Origin of the sequence: Anabaena sp. CCY 9613 (genome assembly GCF_963920895.1) — a bacterium.
Lineage (GTDB): Bacteria > Cyanobacteriota > Cyanobacteriia > Cyanobacteriales > Nostocaceae > Cyanocohniella.
This window is the reverse complement of sequence record NZ_CAWUDE010000026.1, coordinates 1-15,396: the sequence shown is the minus strand read 5'-3', so window position 1 is coordinate 15,396 and position 15,396 is coordinate 1. Positions and strand designations below refer to the sequence as shown.

The window sequence follows — 15,396 nt, the reverse complement described above, 5'->3', positions numbered from 1 at the left end:
TAAGCGGTCAACTATATTATTTAGACGGAAAGATTCCGTCTATCACACCAAATCAATCCATTCAAATGAAGCATTACAGCTAATTTAGTCATAATATTAAGAACTTTTATGGATATCGTCAATATCCACAAATTATACAGAAAATTTACAGACAAATACCTAAATCTGAGTGAATGGCAATCAAATTTCTGGCTATTATCTTTTTCCGAGTAATAGAAGGAATGATTCGGTACATCTACCCGATGTTTAAACAAACAAAAATCCCTAATTAGTTCTTCCTGCCATCCCCAACCTTAAAATCGTCTAAACTCAAAGTATCCGCCAACTGCCAAAATCCCATGTCTCGCTGGTTTAATATTGCAGGCCCTTGTAACCCTGAAAAGCACTATACCATCTCAGCCACAAGTCGTCTCCCTGACTTGTCACTGCTGATTGAACAAGAAAGTTATTTTGTCGTTCATGCACCACGACAAACAGGGAAAACTACAGCAATGTTAGCCCTAGCACAGCAACTTACCGATACAGGACGTTATGCAGCAGTAATGGTATCGGTAGAGGTAGGAAGTGCATTTAATCATGACCCCAGTGCAGCAGAATTAGCAATTTTGGGAACTTGGCAAAATACAATTGAGGATAACTTACCCCCAGAACTACAACCCCCAAATTGGGTTTATAATGCGCCTGGGCAGAGAATTGGCGAAAATTTAAGAGCTTGGTCACGAGCTATAAATCGTCCGTTAGTATTATTTATAGATGAAATTGATTCCCTACAAGACCAAACACTAATTTCAGTTTTACGACAGTTACGTGAAGGTTATCGCAGTCGTCCAGAAAATTTTCCCTCATCGGTGGGATTAATTGGTTTAAGAGATGTGCGAGATTATAAAGTAGCATCTGGTGGTAGTGATAGGTTAAATACATCTAGTCCTTTTAATATTAAAGTCACTTCCATTACCCTGAGAAATTTTCATGCCGAGGAAGTTGCAGAACTATATCAACAACATACAGAAGAAACCGGACAAATTTTCACACCAGAAGCCACAGCAACAGCCTTTGATTTAACCCAAGGACAACCTTGGTTAGTAAATGCCCTTGCTAAAGAAGTTGTGGAAAAAATGGTTAAAGACAGAAGTATTGCTATTACTAAAGAACATATTTTACAGGCAAAAGAAATATTAATTGCCCGTCAAGATACTCATCTTGATAGTTTAGCTGAACGCTTACGAGAACCAAGGATAAAAGCGATTATTGAACCAATGTTAGCAGGTTTAGAATTGGGGGATATACCCAACGATGATATTCAATTTGTGATTGATTTGGGTTTGTGTAAAATGCACCCCCAAGGTGGATTAACTATTGCTAATCCCATTTATCGGGAAGTTTTACCCAGGGTGTTAACGGTGACACCAATGGCTTCTCTACCAAGGATTGCACCAACTTGGTTAACCCCGGAAGGGGAGTTAAATATAGATGCGTTACTTGCAGCATTTCTCAAGTTTTGGCGACAGCATGGGGAACCGTTATTAGGTAGCACTGGCTATCATGAAATTGCCCCCCACATTGTATTAATGGCGTTTTTGCATCGTGTGGTTAATGGTGGTGGCATTTTAGAGAGGGAATATGCAATTGGTAGTGACAGAATGGATTTATGTCTGCGTTACAAAGGTGTGACGTTAGGTATTGAGTTAAAGGTATGGCGGGAGAAAAAGCGCGACCCCCAAACTGAGGGTATTGAGCAGTTAGAATCCTATTTAGGGCGTTTGGGGTTGGATTTTGGTTGGTTATTTGTGTTTGATAGGCGTAAAAATGCCCTCCCAATGGAAGAACGTTTATCAACTCAGGTTGTGCTAACGGAAAATCAGCGTCGGATTACTGTAATTCGGGCGTGAGTATGCAGATGTAGGAGTAGGTTGGCGATACGCCTTTGGGGTAAAGCTTCGCTTATCGCAATCAGGGGAAGTACAAGGCAAGTGGTTAAGTATAATTATTTTATTACCATTGGAATATAAACCCGGCTTTTTCTCAATATAAATACGTAAATAGCAATATAACAGTTAAAATAGTTACGATTGAGATTGAGTATAGAAGTATTGATTTATTTGGATAGTGAGCGTTTTTCTCAAAGATGTTTAACGGTGAAGTTAGACGGCTGATATTTATAACTTAGTTCGAGTGCATTACAAAAGCTATTTAGTTGATTAAGCAAAGCATTATAGTAAACGTAAGCATCGTCTCGTTGATCTTGGAGAAGGGCATATAAAGTTAACTCTGGCTCTGGCGCTAAGTGATCTTTAGGGATATCTAAACCGGCTTCAGTTAAGCGTGTTGACGCGATCGCAGCTAACAATGCTCCAATTGTATTGGACTCGCCTCTGTGAAGATCACTGAGTCCAGGCAAGATTATCTCAGATCCCGGCAACTCATTGAGATTCATGATTGATCATCCTCCAGGTTATCTTCACTTCACAATGACTTGTTAGCTGGCTGGCAACAACCAAGTTATTGATCATCAATCCAATCGCTGCAAAGTTCACAGAACGAATCAGCTTCATTATCTACTGAATTTACCCAATCAGGATAGCTAGAAAGATTCATCTCTTTTTCCCACTCTTGTAGAAAGGAAACGTATGGCTCACCACATTTGAGGCAGTAATGCACGGTATATTGAGCTATGCAGTTAAAACAGTGAGCCACTCTAGGGTGATTTGCTGTCGGATCTGGAACAGCTATTGCTTCCTCTTCACACATTTCACAAGTGAAATAGTGATAATCAATCCATTTTTCTTTTGGGTCTGAAATTGGTATGCCTTCCGTCCTCATGTGCTGAATGTAGAACAAATAAGCCATTGACAGAGTTCGATAAGTGCTTTGACTTTCTAGATCATCAATCTCTATTCCATTTTCAGAAAGTTCGTCTTCACGAGCTTCATCAAGCTTATCTAGTTCAGCTTTGAGACTTAAGCCTAATTCTTTAGACACAAAGCTATCCAGGAAAACAAAAGCAGCAGCTAAAAAATCTTTAACTTCATCTGGATTGAGAGCAACTTCTTTATGTTCAATTGAATTTCTGGCTTTTCGCAAAGCATCTAATGCTCCACCTAGCTTGTATTTTCCCGATTCCTGTAGTTCTGCATACTGGAACAGTAGTAGTTTGGCTTCTTTAACTAAAAGATCGATCGCCTCATCAGAGCCTACTGTGTTACCACTTTTTCGATAGATTAATGTCTCATCGTGTTTCGCCAGCCTCGCTTTCAGAAAGAGTTCAACGGCATGAAAAATGTGCAGAATTACATATTTCCAATCTGTATTTCTCTTACCGTAAAGATGATGCTCTACACCATGTACAAGAGAATCCATTGCGTTTTCTTCAAGCTTTACGACTAATTTCTGCTGGTTTGAGGTCGCCTTGTTTGTCATTTCTATTTCGTTACTGCCTAAAATCACCGACTCATCCTAGTTTAGCAAGTTGCTCAAATCATTTAACTCAGCGATCACGAGGAACGCATTTAACTCAGCAGACCAAGAAACCATCTGCTGTTTTAATTGGTATTCCCTGATGATTTTCCCGATCTAACGCGAGAAGATTTAAAAGCTTGTATTGCTTATGCGGCTGACCGTAAACGTCGGCTTATGATTTATCCATTATCAGCATGAAATTACTGTTTGATGAAAACGTAATAAGGTGCGTTACATTGCATTAACGCACCCTACAGGATCGGCGATCGCAGCGATCGCAGTTAAGAAAGTACAAGGCAAGTAGTTAAGTATAATTATTTTCTTTGTATTGAAGTATAAAGCGGGCTTTTTGTCAATATAAATACGCAAATAACAATATCTAAGTTTAAATAATTACAGGTCAGCTTATGTATAGAAGTATTGATTTATTTGGATATTGAGCGATCGCTTTTCTCAAAGATGTTTAACGACCCCATTCACCCGCCGGTAGATCAGCAAAGCAACCAACTGGGATTGTTGGGCTGATAGGCTTTGCTCTAACGATTTCTTTTGCGCCTATAGTATGGAGCTACCCATTTTCCGCTTCGACTGTTAGGATAACCACTTACATATTCATACTCATTTTGATTAGTAATTCTTTGATATTCTGCTTCTGAAATTTTTTCTTGAGTTGCAGTTGTCCTGGTAGTTGGTTGTGGTGTAGATTTTTTAGATATCACTGTGTTAGCGCTAGAAAGCTCTTCTAGCCTCTGATTTAGGCTAGATATTTCACCTTGCTGATGCTGATAATGTTGGTATAAAACTTGATTTTGTCTCTGTAGTTCTAGCTTTTGAGAATTGAGTTGAGATATTTCATTCTGCAAATTCTCAACTTCGGATTCTTTGTTTTGAGCATAAGTAGAGATATCTTCAATTCTTTTTTGCAAGCTTGATTTTTTCTGATTTAACTGAGATATTTGGTTCTCTAATTGATCAATCTGATCTTGCTTCTTATGATTAAAATCGGCTGATTTTTGAATGTCTTTTTTCAAGTTGCGAATTGAATTTTGGAGATCATTTATCTGGATTTGTTTTTCTTGAACTGATTCCGTAATATTTTGAATATTGCTTCGCAAAGCGGCTATATCTGCATCACGGTTTGATATATCTTTATGAAGATCAGAAATATTTTTTGTGAGGTTTAAAATCTCTTTTGTACGTCTATTTAATTCATTTTTATCTTCTTGCTTAACTCTAAGTAAATTGTTAAATTCTTGAGACAAGAGATTAATGCGGGAATGTAGCTCATTAACAAGCGATTGATAATTCCCGTTAGTCATAGGGTTATTAGAATTTAAAACTAATTTTGCTGATAAAACTTTTAATAATTCATCGATTCTATAAGCAAGACGAAGACGATAAGGACTGATTTGATTACTACTTTGTGCTATTTCCGAAGCTAATTTCGTAATTGCTTCAGAAAGGATAATTTGCGACGGTTGCCTGCTTCTAATAAAAAGAATCAGATTAGTCACAACCTTCTGAATTTGCTCATAATCTTTCTCTGCTTGACTAGCCAGAAAATTACGAACAGAATCCTGTATTTCTACTAAAACACGATAACTTCGAGGTCTTCGAGGCTCAAGTTCTTGTAGGATTTCGCTTCTTTTATACTCCAATGCTTCAAGCGTCTTAGCGATTTTTTCATGATTTGCAGAAGGGTCTGTACCAAGGCGTTCTAATACACCTTTATACAACCATACTTGAGACTCAAGTTTATTCAGCTTTTGAACTTGCTGTGCATTGTCGGGCTGAGAAATTACATCTGTTCTCTGTAATTGCTGCTGTAAACTATTGATCTTCGCTGCAACAGTACCCGTGAAACACGAAAGAAATAGTTCTAATGATTGACCAAATGGGAATGAATAGTCAGCTAACCAGCCAAATAAAATCCAAAATAAAACTGAACATAGCAAAAATGCAGCTACCTTAATGTAATTAAAGAGCTTCTTCAGTAGATTCCTATTAGATTCTAAATCGGAACTTTTGAGATCAAAAAACTGGTTAACGAAAAAATTGCTGCCCTACGACTGTTCCTGGATTCTTATCAACATTGATGTTGACCCCTGATTCAGTACTTTGAGAAACATGGGAAGAATTTTGAATTTGTTGATAATGAGTTACTAACCTTTCGAGATCCTCTTGAAACTTACTGTCCCATTCGGCTTCACTGAGAATTGCGGCTTCTAAGAGTTTTGACTCAGACTTATCGATTTGGAGTTTGCCTTGAAATCTTTTTGCTAAGAAGCCTAAAACATCTGCCCCAGCTTTTTCCAAAGCACCGCCTGAAACTTTGTCGATCGCCCACAGCGAAATGTTTACCGCTTGTAAAGCTAGTACAGATAATTCCATCTTGATAGTGACCTCATTAATTCTGAATCTTTACCAATTTATAGCACATACACCTACAGATAACCTTAAAATGGCTTTTCTCCACACCCCGATAATCTACAAAAACACCCTTCACCATGTCAAAACCACTATGATTGATACCCACGTTCTTAACTGTGGTGGTAAAGCTGTTTGCAGTCCTCTGGATTTTTAGATATTTTCCGAGAATTTCAACTTTTCAGCTTCCAACTTTAACCTTTCATTCTCTATCCTGAGCGCCAATATTTCATTTTTCTGCAATTCAATTAATGACTTTTGACTAATTACCTCACCAAAGGCTTTCTTACGGTTTTCAATACCAAACCATCTTTGATAGGTTTTTGTATGTTCATCAACAGTATGACCTAAATTATCTGCTGCGGCTTTAATCGGTATTCCCTGAAGATGCGCTCGAATCGCGCAAGCATGACGCAAATCGTAGGGTTGAAACTCAATTCCCACCTTTCTAAACCATCTGGATATATCTCTCCGCATCCAATTAATATTTTGCACAGATGCAATTTTTGCCACCTTTTGTTCTAAAATTTTTAATGGTTTGGGATTATGTAAATCAAATAATTCTATCCATTCAGGTACAAAGGGGATAACTTCTCGATATCCAGTTTTGGTATTTTTATTCACTTTCCAAGTATGGTCAATATTTTGGGAAGACATCCACCAATTAATATCGGGTTTTACAAATAATTCCCTTGGTCTTAAACCAAAAGTCGCCAACATTCCATATACCCAACGCCACATTTCCCAAGTGTCGATTTCATCACTAATATTTGTATTTTTGCGGTTGAGGGCGAATTTTTCAAATAGGTCAAAAGAAGATATTATCTGATCATCTTCAGGAATTTCTCTATGGGCTGGGGTGACATTATCTCGTGTGACATCGAGTTTAAATCCTAAATTAAATGTTTTTATGAAAACAGAAGTTACAGCAATTAATTCATTTTTTTTATTACCTTGAAATGAATTAATAATTTCCTCAAAATTATCTTTTGTGGCTAAATGAGTGAGAGTCAAGTTTCTTTTAATTACAGATATATAGTTAGCAAAAGTATTTTGACTAGTTATAGTTCTCTGACGGGTTTGATAATATTTGTCGTCAAATGTATCTAATAATTCTCCAATGGTTTTTATTTCTTGCTTTTCTCTAGATTTAATTCCTAAATATTTCTCATTCCACTGGAAAGTATGACGAGCGATTAATTTACCCAACTCGTAACTTTCTTCAATTGCAGTTTTCAGTCCCTCTAAATTTGCAGGTATCCCCAGAGACAAATCATACTGCTTTTTCTCTTTACCTAAGTTGCGATCGCCTCGGCGAAGCGGAGCTTTATCGCCTGGTTTTAACGGTAGGGTAGCTCGTAACTGGAGAGAATTGCCAGTTTGTTTAATGCTAACTCTTATTCTCTCCCTTTTTAAATTAGTATTAGCTTCGACTAACTTTTGCTCAAAAACTGCTTGATACTGTAATTCCGTCGCTTTAATTTTCGCCATTGTTCCCCTATAGCTGCCGTCTGTGGTGTTCTGCGGCTCAAAATCTGCAAAAATATCGGCGAATAAGTCGGTTGAGTCTGCGTTTGCATATTCATCTGTAGATGTGGCATAAGTCCCCTCACAATTACCCTGATTTTGATTTTGTCCGCTCATTCCCTAAATATTCCCTTATTTATAAACTAAACTGGTGAAAATAAAATGTTATCGCATAGCAGAAAAGCTTTATAAAACAAGTTCTTCAGTAACATTATGAGGATTGCACTAGTTGCCACAGCAGTTATATGGTGCCTGGTGGAGTGATGTGCGCCCCCACTTTGACAGATATTACCCGCGCTTGGGCGATTCTGGAATACTTCCGCACTAATTGGTTAGAACCAGTGTGGTTGGGTTGTTCTTTGGAACGTTACGAACAAATCCAAAGCTACGATGATTTCATGTCATGGTTGGATGAAGACCGCAAGCATCGTGAATCGGATTTGGGTTTATATTGGCGCATGGGTTTAGATATCGGTCTGGATAGATATGGCGCTGGTGTGGGTAAATATGTGACTTGGGGATATTTAGCCCATGAAGATAAATACCAAAAGCCTACAATTGAAGGGCGCAATGCTGCCACGATTATGAAAGGTGGCGTGTACGACAGCTTCAGCGACACTCATACTTTAATTGATCAGTCCTTGATCCGCGAGAATACAACTCGTTCTTGGTACGATGAGGGAACAGCAGATATTCACCCAAGCGATCGCACTACTAAACCCACAGCAAATAACAGCAAGGACTTTGATAATGCCTATTCTTGGGCAAGTGCTGTCCTGCACAAAGACTTTGGGCGCTTAGAGGCTGGCCCCTTAGCGCGTCAATTAGTGGCGGGTGGTAATCATGGCGAGTCTTGGCAACACCATGATGGGTTTATTCTAGATGTGTTCAAAAAGATGGGTGGTGCTAACACTCATGTCCGTCAGTTAGCACGAGTTCACGAACTTGTCAAGTTATATCGCCAAGCCGAACATTGCCTACGCGAGTTCAAATTAAACGACCCCTGGTATATTAAACCTACAGAAAAAGACGGTCAGGGTTGGGGTGCAACGGAAGCTGCGCGGGGTGCGTTATGTCACTGGGTAAATATAGAAGGCGGTAAGATTAAAAATTACCAAGTGATTGCCCCTGGTACTTGGAATATTGGCCCCCGTGATGGTGAGGGTAAACGCGGCCCCATTGAAGAAGCTTTGATAGGAACACCTATTGAGGATTCTACAGACCCGGTAGAAGTTGGTCACGTCGCGCGATCGTTTGATTCTTGTTTGGTGTGTACTGTTCACGCCCATGATGCGAAGACAGGCGAGGAGTTGGCGCGTTTTCGCACTGCGTAGTTGAGGGGGAGTTTAAACGCAAAGGTACGCTAAGGTTAGCTAATGGCTAGTTATTATCTAGGTAGTCATTAGCTGATCAAGTATCTTTATTTAGAAGTGCGTTTGATAAACAGTTTCATATTTTTGATGACTAGCAATTTATTCATAAAAACTTGGTAGAAATGAGCAGCAGAAATTAACCAAATCCACCAAAATCTGAGTAGTAAAATATCATAAGTTAGTCTGGGTGTTCTTAAATTATTATATGTATATTGCAAATTAGTAATCAATAAAATATGGATTGCAAAAATCCCAACAATTGGCAAAATTGATAACACAAGTATTCCAAAATCCCGAATAACCAATAAGCGAAATTTTGGCAATTTCAGCCATTGCGGTGGATTTGACCACATAATCTTAAGTAAAAGTCTATATATTCCCGCCAAAATTAAAAACCAAATAAGACCTAATAATAATGCAATAACAGAAACAATAAGAAAGAAAATTGAACTATCGATATCTGTAATAGCTAAGAAACTTCCGACTAAAGAGTAGCGCCAGAATTCAAATCCAAAAACTACAGTTGCACCAAAGTAGGCTGGTATTGCTAACCTTATAGCCATCATCCATGACAGGGGACAAGGTAGCCAACTAGGAAACCAACTTGTTTTATTCATAAACTCAATGGTGGTTATTGATTTTGAATGAGATATTTACACTCACGATTATAAAAAACTCATATTACATTGTCTCTACGAATATACTCTTAGATAAAAGTAAGGTTTATGAGAGCTTTACTACTAATTAATTAGGATAATTTTCTATCAAAGTCCCATAAGGAATAATTGCTGCTAGTATAAATTAGTACGTTTTTAGCGACATGAGCTGACTTCTACTGTAGCCAATGCACACAAAAACTATCACAAGCTATTTGAGTTACTGTAGAACGACGGGAAGCAGAAATATTGGTTGAGTTAGCAGAATTTTTATCTTGGCTGCAATTGCGATCGCAGCGTGTAATCAAGCATGAATGAAAAGCGATCGCTTAAAAAACCACCACAGGCGATCGCATTTGCCAGTAAATATCTAAACCAACTAATTATTGACGATTTTTCCAATATCCTGGCTCTCGACTACAGTGCATGACTGCCAAAATCAGAATATAGTCTTGTTCAATTGTATAAAGGATTCCATACGGAAACTTCCGTGTCAAACATCGCCGAACGTCTTCATCAACTAAGTTCCAACGATTAGGTGACTCTCTGATCTGATAAACTGCATTCTCAACAGCATTAATAAATGCTTGTGCTATCTCAGCACGTTGTTGTGCATAATATTGAACAGCTTCTGTATATTCATTCAGGGCTTCAGGATGAAACACATACTTCATTGCTCAATTATTCGCCTGACTTGAGCTAAAGCCTCATCCCCTGATATGGGTTGTATTGAATTACTTCTAATCTCATCTCGCCGCCTCTTGGCTTCACTAGTCCAAGCTGCTTGAATGGCGGGATCTATATCCAATTCCAAACTTTCAATGATTTTTTCTGCCAAAAGCACCCTCGATGCACTAGGCAAGGATAAAATTTCTTCTGTTAGCTGCTCGATTGACCGCATAGCTTGTGGCAAGAAGCTGAGGTTTGCTTAAAGTCTAACATGACGGCAAATGAAACTTAGCAGACTTTTTATGTTTACGGCAATTGCGATCGCAGCGTGTAATCAAGGATGAATGAAGAGGCGATCGCACCTAATAATCAGCGTAAGTATAGCTCTATCCATAGCTGTGAGAACTATAAATATATCAGAACCTCAGGAAATAGGACAAATAATCGCTCAAAAAAGATGAGAAATCCTTCTTCATAGGAGTCTAAAAAATCAGCCCAGTACCAGAGGCGATCGCTTTGCGGAAAATACTTGGCTATTTGTAGAAAAAATCTCAGGATTTGGCAAGTCACAACTCCAGTTATTACGTAGAAGAGTGTGATATTTACAAAGATTGATGTGTAAAGCCCCGTACTTCATTTGGGGGATACATGTAACTTTAAATATTTCATTTTTCCCGCGCTATTTTGTCAATTTATTAGCTAACTATTTCTTTCCTAGTCGTAGCGTAACACACTAAAATTAATAGAAATAATGCGTTAGTCTAGCTTTGATGCACTTCATCAAAACAGAAATTTACACGGTAAGCTTGTGTCTGATATAGCGCTACATAAATATCTTCCCCGTCTTCCTGAAGCAGCACTACAAGAGTTTATAGAATGGTGCGTTTTAGAGCAGGCAAAAGCAGCAGAATGTAACTTTACTCCAGAGCAAAATAAGTTAAATAACTTGCCACCAGCGGAATATATTCCTAAGCTTGTTGACCAGTTTATGAAAGTTAAACCAGACCCAATTAAAGCAGGTTTAGTAGCTGCGATCGCCGGGAAGGAAGCTGACAAACATGGTTTATCTGGTTTGGCAGTTGTCGCCGATTTTATAGCGCTTTATGTCAAGTATTTAATCCCTAAAGATGGCAATACTCCAGAACAAGCGGAAATGATCATAGCTCTCGCATCACAACAGCAATGTGAAAAATTCACGGAAATTGCTAGTAAATATGGTGTAACGTTCTAGTTTCTTGTTCATCACTTATTTTCCAGAGGTTTTGGCTGTTTTATCAGTTGAGGCCTCTAACTCATCCCATGCTAACTATCATCGGTTGCGGAAATCTTAATCGTAGTGACGACGCGGTAGGCGTGATTATTGCCCAACGCCTACAAAAATATCTAGCCGAAAATCCCCATCCTGATGTCCGAGTGTATGACTGTGGTACAGCCGGGATGGAGGTAATGTTTCAAGCTAGAGGTAGCAAACAATTAGTAATTATTGATGCAAGTTCCACAGGTTCTGAACCTGGTGCTGTATTTAAAGTCCCAGGAAAAGAACTCGAAGCTTTACCAGAATCTAGTTATAACTTGCATGATTTTCGCTGGGATAATGCTTTAGCAGCCGGACGGAAAATCTTTCAAAATGACTTTCCTCAAGACGTAACAGTTTACCTAATTGAAGCTGCAAATCTGGATTTAGGACTAGAATTAACTTCCATAGTCAAACAATCTGCCGATTTAGTTTTGGCAGAACTAACCAAACTCATCAGCCAATATTTAGCAGCTTAATATTATCTCCTCATCCTGCCCAATCACGATAAACAGAAAGTTCATCTACCCTCATTTCAAAAGGTATACCTTGACTATCAGGAGGACAAACCCGGATTTTAGCACTGCTGATAATTGAGTACAGCAATGTCCCCATTGGTACAATTTGTTGCAAAACCCGCCAGTTAGTAACTTGATCAGGACATTCAATCACTAATGTCATGGCATTAGCACGGGTTGTAACATACCAGCGACAATTAGAGAGAAGATTTTGAATCGTGCGATCGCAGCCTTCGTAAAAGTATTTACTAATAGAATACTCTAGCTGTTGTCGCAAAATAATATCCGCCGATGTCGGCTGCATCGGATGGGAATCTTCATTATCAAAGTAAAACTGATTATTAGCCATCTCTGTGTCTGATCCTATTTATTTTCCAATTGCCATTCCATAGAGAACATCTTTAGTAGTTTCTAAAAATTCTTGAGTTTCATCATCGTAGTAAGCACCAATTCCACTACAATCAATGTTCCGATAATTGCTAACTAAATAAATTTTTTGCCCTAAAAAGCCAGCTAATTGCATGGCGGTTTGATAATTTATATAGTCAGATACAAAAAAGAAAGTTACAGCACAATCTCTTGCTATAGCCTGATTCACGCATAAGTAACCTGTCTTTTCTGAGAAATTCCCAGACTTAAGCCGATGCATACCTTTATATAATCCAGGTGACATCCCCTCTACCCGATGCACAACAGAGAAAATTTCAATGTTCTCAAAATTTTCTGTCGGTATTGGCTGCTCAAGTTGCTGCAAGATATATAAATAATCTTCTTGAGAAATCCACTGTTTCCGGAAACGTCTAATTGAACGTCGATTCCACACAGTTTGCTGAAATTCATCCTTGTCAAAGTTAAACTGTGGCTGTGCTAGCGGCTGTAGTTTATTCCTCTGCACAGCTGTTACTTGATAGCCATCTTCAATGAATTGATTAGCTTCAAAATAATCTGTACCACAGACAAAAGGAACCTTCAGCCTTAAGCGTCTAACTTCCTTTTCTTGCACTTCACCTGAGATTACAGCAGCAGTGATAAACTCTTTATTCTCAAAACCTAAAATTTGATTAAGGGCAAGTTTATCAAAGTCAAAAACTAATTGTATATCTTTGCTATGAAGATAAGCTGATGCAGCAACAGCACCTAAATGGTGTCCGCTATCTAAAAAGCAATATCTCAGGCTTCTGTCTTGATATTTCCAACTAGACCTATAATAAACACAACTAATTAAAAAAATGCATCCCTTAATACTTTTGCTCGGTATAATATAACTCTCTAAGCCATCATCAATTAATTCATAAATCAGCGTTAGACAATTATTCTCAACTTCTAGATGATATATACCATCTACTATTCCCGACATTCCTCGAATCTGTACATAAACCTCTGTGGGATATAGCGCGCCTGCTGACGGATTTACCCGGAGTTTATCAGGGATACCTTTATATACTTTCTCAAAAGTAACAGCACTAGTTAACCAAATAAACGAATGCACAGGATTATTGAGATTTAATTGCACCCGCCGATAAAACTGGGGATAAACTTTAAATGCAACTGGTTGAGTTGATGCATCTACATAATTTGGATCAATTTGTACAGACAAGTAGGAATGCTTAGTTTCATGATGATAAGCCTTCCCTGATTTATCTCTTTCTAGCATCTTTGAGTAACCTTAAAACTTCTACATTACTCGCAAAATCTATTGCTTTATAATCGTCTAAATTTTGCAATTCCAAATTAGGTTTATGTTGCAAAAGTAACTTTGCCACTCCTGTCTTTCCTGCTGAGGCTGCATACATTAAAACAGTTGCACCGTTATCATTTTGGTTGTTAATATTAATTTTGGCAGCCAGGAGTAAATTAATTAATTCGTAATGGTTGCCAAAACAAGCAAACCATAAAGCATTATTTCCATCGTTATTTCTAGTGTTGATATTTACACCAATATCAATTAAATCTTTAACAACAGCATAGACACCTTCTCTGGTCGCTTTCATCAAAGCTGTATCACCATTTTCTCCTGGCTGATTTAAATCTACTGGATTGTAGCCTTTAGCAATTAGCCATTGACAAGTTATTTCACTCAATCTTTGCTTTTTGACTTGATTCATAACGATTCCTTGAACATCCTAAATTTACTCAGCAAAGGGAATGGCAGGTATTCCCCACCATTCCTCAACAAAAAGCCATGAAAATACTATGCTTAGAGTTACGAATAACTCACAATTAATTTATTCCTTCCACTAGCTAATAGCTACAGTTTCTCGCTGCTCAGAGAATATCTCTCTGGCTGATTTTTCAGGTGTTGGTGCGCCATAAAAACCTGCTTCGGCTTCGAGTTCATCGACTAAATCCCAAGCTTCAACTGCTCTTTTAGAATCCACACCATAGTTAGCAGAAATTGAACGAGCATTGGAGATCGCTTTTAAGAGTTCTTTTCGCAAGAATGTTAACTTTGGTTTTTGTACAAAGTCACTCTTGGTGAGAATATCAGTTACAGAAATAATGCCAAGCAGTTCACCTTGAATCACCGGCGCCCGCCATACACCCGTATCAGCAAATAATCGCGCCACATATTCCACATCAAGATCAGGATTGACCACAATGCAAGGTTTACTCATAATATCGTAGACACGCACCTGTTGGGGGTCTTTTCCATAAGCAACGACTTTACTTACAATATCCATTTCGGTAACAATACCGTAAGCATCACCACTGTTACGAGGTTCTACAATTAACGCCCGCAATTCTTTGAGCCTTAATAGTTTGACTGCTTCTGCTACAGTGGCGGCACCACGAATAGTAGCTACATCTTGAGTCATAATTTGTTTAGCTCTCATAACTCTTGCTCCTTAAATTTTTGCAAGTAGGGCAATTAGTTCTAAACTGCTGCAATTATTCCCAAACTGCATTTGCTTAGTCTGCGCGAAACGCATAATGCGCCTGACTCAAATTCAAGTTGAATTGTGAGGAATTAGATTCGCCGCTGGAAAAAGCGCTTAAGGAAATTAGACACCCTTGGAAAACAGCACGGCAATTATTCTTGAATAAATCTGGTTAATTCTGGCAGAAGATTTACACAATTTCCCTTGATTTTCACTTGAAGCTATTTTAATTTCTGCCCATGAGAAACTGAACCAGAATTAAGGGAGGAATGTCTGAGATTACCCTGTAATCGCTTTTGCTGAAGTTTAGGTTCACTAGCAACAATTTAGCTTACTTATATATTATCACTCTGATAAGTTTAAATTATGAATCATTTATAAAGATACCCAGAGACATAGTTAAAAAAAACTAAAATCCCTCTAAAAAAGCAGTGATATTGACAATTTTATTTTTTAAAATATGGTGATGAAAACTATATTTTTCCAATTATTGCCAGGATCAAGTAAGCTTGGCAAATTTGTCAATAGTTTGATAGTGATAATTATTGACACTCTCACCGCTAATTGCTTTCCTTCGGAACGCTCCGCGAACGCAAT

Annotated in this window: 16 protein-coding genes and 2 pseudogenes; 5 read left to right on the top strand and 13 right to left on the bottom strand. The window is 38.2% G+C overall.

All coding sequences use genetic code 11. From position 1 onward, the window contains the following. Window positions 1–338 precede the first annotated feature (338 nt). Complete coding sequence (locus ACM0OT_RS22085; RefSeq protein ID WP_414566534.1) at window positions 339–1,889, top strand: AAA family ATPase; 1,551 nt, start codon at window positions 339–341, stop codon at window positions 1,887–1,889. A gap of 230 nt (window positions 1,890–2,119) precedes the next feature. Here the strand turns inward: ACM0OT_RS22085 and ACM0OT_RS22080 are convergent, their stop codons facing one another. Then, a complete protein-coding gene (locus tag ACM0OT_RS22080; protein ID WP_414566533.1) occupies window positions 2,120–2,434 on the bottom strand; it encodes a hypothetical protein in 315 nt (104 codons plus the stop codon). A gap of 65 nt (window positions 2,435–2,499) precedes the next feature. After that, entirely contained in the window at window positions 2,500–3,417 is a 918-nt protein-coding gene (locus ACM0OT_RS22075; RefSeq protein WP_414566532.1) for a hypothetical protein, read from the bottom strand. 138 nt (window positions 3,418–3,555) lie between these two features. On the opposite strand from ACM0OT_RS22075, the pseudogene ACM0OT_RS22070 reads away from it, so the two are divergent. Continuing rightward, window positions 3,556–3,654 (top strand): annotated as a pseudogene (locus ACM0OT_RS22070) (DUF433 domain-containing protein); the annotation flags it as partial. Between the two features lie 338 nt (window positions 3,655–3,992). Here ACM0OT_RS22070 and ACM0OT_RS22065 read toward each other — a convergent pair. From ACM0OT_RS22065 to ACM0OT_RS22055, 3 genes are all read right to left on the bottom strand, one after another. Next, window positions 3,993–5,411 (bottom strand): hypothetical protein, encoded by a 1,419-nt coding sequence (locus tag ACM0OT_RS22065; RefSeq protein ID WP_414566531.1) that lies wholly within the window; start codon window positions 5,409–5,411, stop codon window positions 3,993–3,995. Window positions 5,412–5,499: 88 nt separating this feature from the next. Further along, entirely contained in the window at window positions 5,500–5,847 is a 348-nt protein-coding gene (locus tag ACM0OT_RS22060) for a hypothetical protein (protein WP_196508799.1), read from the bottom strand. A gap of 189 nt (window positions 5,848–6,036) precedes the next feature. Beyond that, a complete protein-coding gene (locus ACM0OT_RS22055) occupies window positions 6,037–7,527 on the bottom strand; it encodes a site-specific integrase (RefSeq protein WP_414566530.1) in 1,491 nt (496 codons plus the stop codon). A 116-nt stretch (window positions 7,528–7,643) separates the two neighbouring features. Between ACM0OT_RS22055 and ACM0OT_RS22050 the strand changes: the two are divergent. Further along, a pseudogene (locus ACM0OT_RS22050) lies at window positions 7,644–8,744 on the top strand (nickel-dependent hydrogenase large subunit); the annotation flags it as partial. A gap of 86 nt (window positions 8,745–8,830) precedes the next feature. Here the strand turns inward: ACM0OT_RS22050 and ACM0OT_RS22045 are convergent. The 4 genes from ACM0OT_RS22045 to ACM0OT_RS22030 form a co-directional block, all read right to left on the bottom strand. After that, entirely contained in the window at window positions 8,831–9,400 is a 570-nt protein-coding gene (locus ACM0OT_RS22045; protein WP_414566529.1) for a hypothetical protein, read from the bottom strand. Window positions 9,401–9,709: 309 nt separating this feature from the next. Beyond that, window positions 9,710–9,841, bottom strand: a complete 132-nt coding sequence (locus ACM0OT_RS22040; RefSeq protein ID WP_414566528.1) for a hypothetical protein — start codon at window positions 9,839–9,841, stop codon at window positions 9,710–9,712. Then, on the bottom strand, window positions 9,823–10,113 hold the full coding sequence (locus ACM0OT_RS22035) for a type II toxin-antitoxin system RelE/ParE family toxin (protein WP_414545118.1): 291 nt from the start codon (window positions 10,111–10,113) through the stop codon (window positions 9,823–9,825). Before ACM0OT_RS22035 ends, ACM0OT_RS22040 begins: the two co-directional genes overlap by 19 nt. Then, entirely contained in the window at window positions 10,110–10,340 is a 231-nt protein-coding gene (locus ACM0OT_RS22030) for an addiction module protein (protein ID WP_414566527.1), read from the bottom strand. The genes ACM0OT_RS22035 and ACM0OT_RS22030 overlap by 4 nt, the downstream gene beginning before the upstream one ends. Window positions 10,341–10,916: 576 nt before the next feature. On the opposite strand from ACM0OT_RS22030, the gene ACM0OT_RS22025 reads away from it, so the two are divergent. Further along, the gene (locus ACM0OT_RS22025; RefSeq protein WP_414566526.1) at window positions 10,917–11,339 is read left to right on the top strand and encodes a hypothetical protein; all 423 of its coding nucleotides are present in this window, start codon (window positions 10,917–10,919) and stop codon (window positions 11,337–11,339) included. A gap of 68 nt (window positions 11,340–11,407) precedes the next feature. Continuing rightward, window positions 11,408–11,881 carry a hydrogenase maturation protease gene (locus ACM0OT_RS22020; protein ID WP_414566525.1) on the top strand — a complete coding sequence of 158 codons (474 nt, stop codon included), beginning with the start codon at window positions 11,408–11,410 and terminating at the stop codon, window positions 11,879–11,881. A 10-nt stretch (window positions 11,882–11,891) separates the two neighbouring features. Here ACM0OT_RS22020 and ACM0OT_RS22015 read toward each other — a convergent pair whose 3' ends face one another. The 4 genes from ACM0OT_RS22015 to ACM0OT_RS22000 form a co-directional block, all read right to left on the bottom strand. Then, on the bottom strand, window positions 11,892–12,269 hold the full coding sequence (locus ACM0OT_RS22015) for a hypothetical protein (protein ID WP_414545125.1): 378 nt from the start codon (window positions 12,267–12,269) through the stop codon (window positions 11,892–11,894). An 18-nt stretch (window positions 12,270–12,287) separates the two neighbouring features. After that, complete coding sequence (locus ACM0OT_RS22010) at window positions 12,288–13,574, bottom strand: nitroreductase family protein (protein WP_414566524.1); 1,287 nt, start codon at window positions 13,572–13,574, stop codon at window positions 12,288–12,290. Next, complete coding sequence (locus ACM0OT_RS22005; protein WP_414566523.1) at window positions 13,558–14,025, bottom strand: ankyrin repeat domain-containing protein; 468 nt, start codon at window positions 14,023–14,025, stop codon at window positions 13,558–13,560. Before ACM0OT_RS22005 ends, ACM0OT_RS22010 begins: the two co-directional genes overlap by 17 nt. Window positions 14,026–14,157: 132 nt before the next feature. Beyond that, window positions 14,158–14,754, bottom strand: a complete 597-nt coding sequence (locus tag ACM0OT_RS22000) for a CBS domain-containing protein (RefSeq protein ID WP_414566522.1) — start codon at window positions 14,752–14,754, stop codon at window positions 14,158–14,160. Window positions 14,755–15,396: the final 642 nt, after the last annotated feature.

Coding starts and splice junctions, on each gene's coding strand:
- ACM0OT_RS22085 (WP_414566534.1), top strand. CDS start 339: ATGTCTCGCTGGTTTAATATTGCAGGCCCTTGTAACCCTGAAAAGCAC.
- ACM0OT_RS22080 (WP_414566533.1), bottom strand. CDS start 2,434: ATGAATCTCAATGAGTTGCCGGGATCTGAGATAATCTTGCCTGGACTC.
- ACM0OT_RS22075 (WP_414566532.1), bottom strand. CDS start 3,417: ATGACAAACAAGGCGACCTCAAACCAGCAGAAATTAGTCGTAAAGCTT.
- ACM0OT_RS22060 (WP_196508799.1), bottom strand. CDS start 5,847: ATGGAATTATCTGTACTAGCTTTACAAGCGGTAAACATTTCGCTGTGG.
- ACM0OT_RS22055 (WP_414566530.1), bottom strand. CDS start 7,527: ATGAGCGGACAAAATCAAAATCAGGGTAATTGTGAGGGGACTTATGCC.
- ACM0OT_RS22045 (WP_414566529.1), bottom strand. CDS start 9,400: ATGAATAAAACAAGTTGGTTTCCTAGTTGGCTACCTTGTCCCCTGTCA.
- ACM0OT_RS22035 (WP_414545118.1), bottom strand. CDS start 10,113: ATGAAGTATGTGTTTCATCCTGAAGCCCTGAATGAATATACAGAAGCT.
- ACM0OT_RS22030 (WP_414566527.1), bottom strand. CDS start 10,340: ATGCGGTCAATCGAGCAGCTAACAGAAGAAATTTTATCCTTGCCTAGT.
- ACM0OT_RS22020 (WP_414566525.1), top strand. CDS start 11,408: ATGCTAACTATCATCGGTTGCGGAAATCTTAATCGTAGTGACGACGCG.
- ACM0OT_RS22015 (WP_414545125.1), bottom strand. CDS start 12,269: ATGGCTAATAATCAGTTTTACTTTGATAATGAAGATTCCCATCCGATG.
- ACM0OT_RS22010 (WP_414566524.1), bottom strand. CDS start 13,574: ATGCTAGAAAGAGATAAATCAGGGAAGGCTTATCATCATGAAACTAAG.
- ACM0OT_RS22005 (WP_414566523.1), bottom strand. CDS start 14,025: ATGAATCAAGTCAAAAAGCAAAGATTGAGTGAAATAACTTGTCAATGG.
- ACM0OT_RS22000 (WP_414566522.1), bottom strand. CDS start 14,754: ATGAGAGCTAAACAAATTATGACTCAAGATGTAGCTACTATTCGTGGT.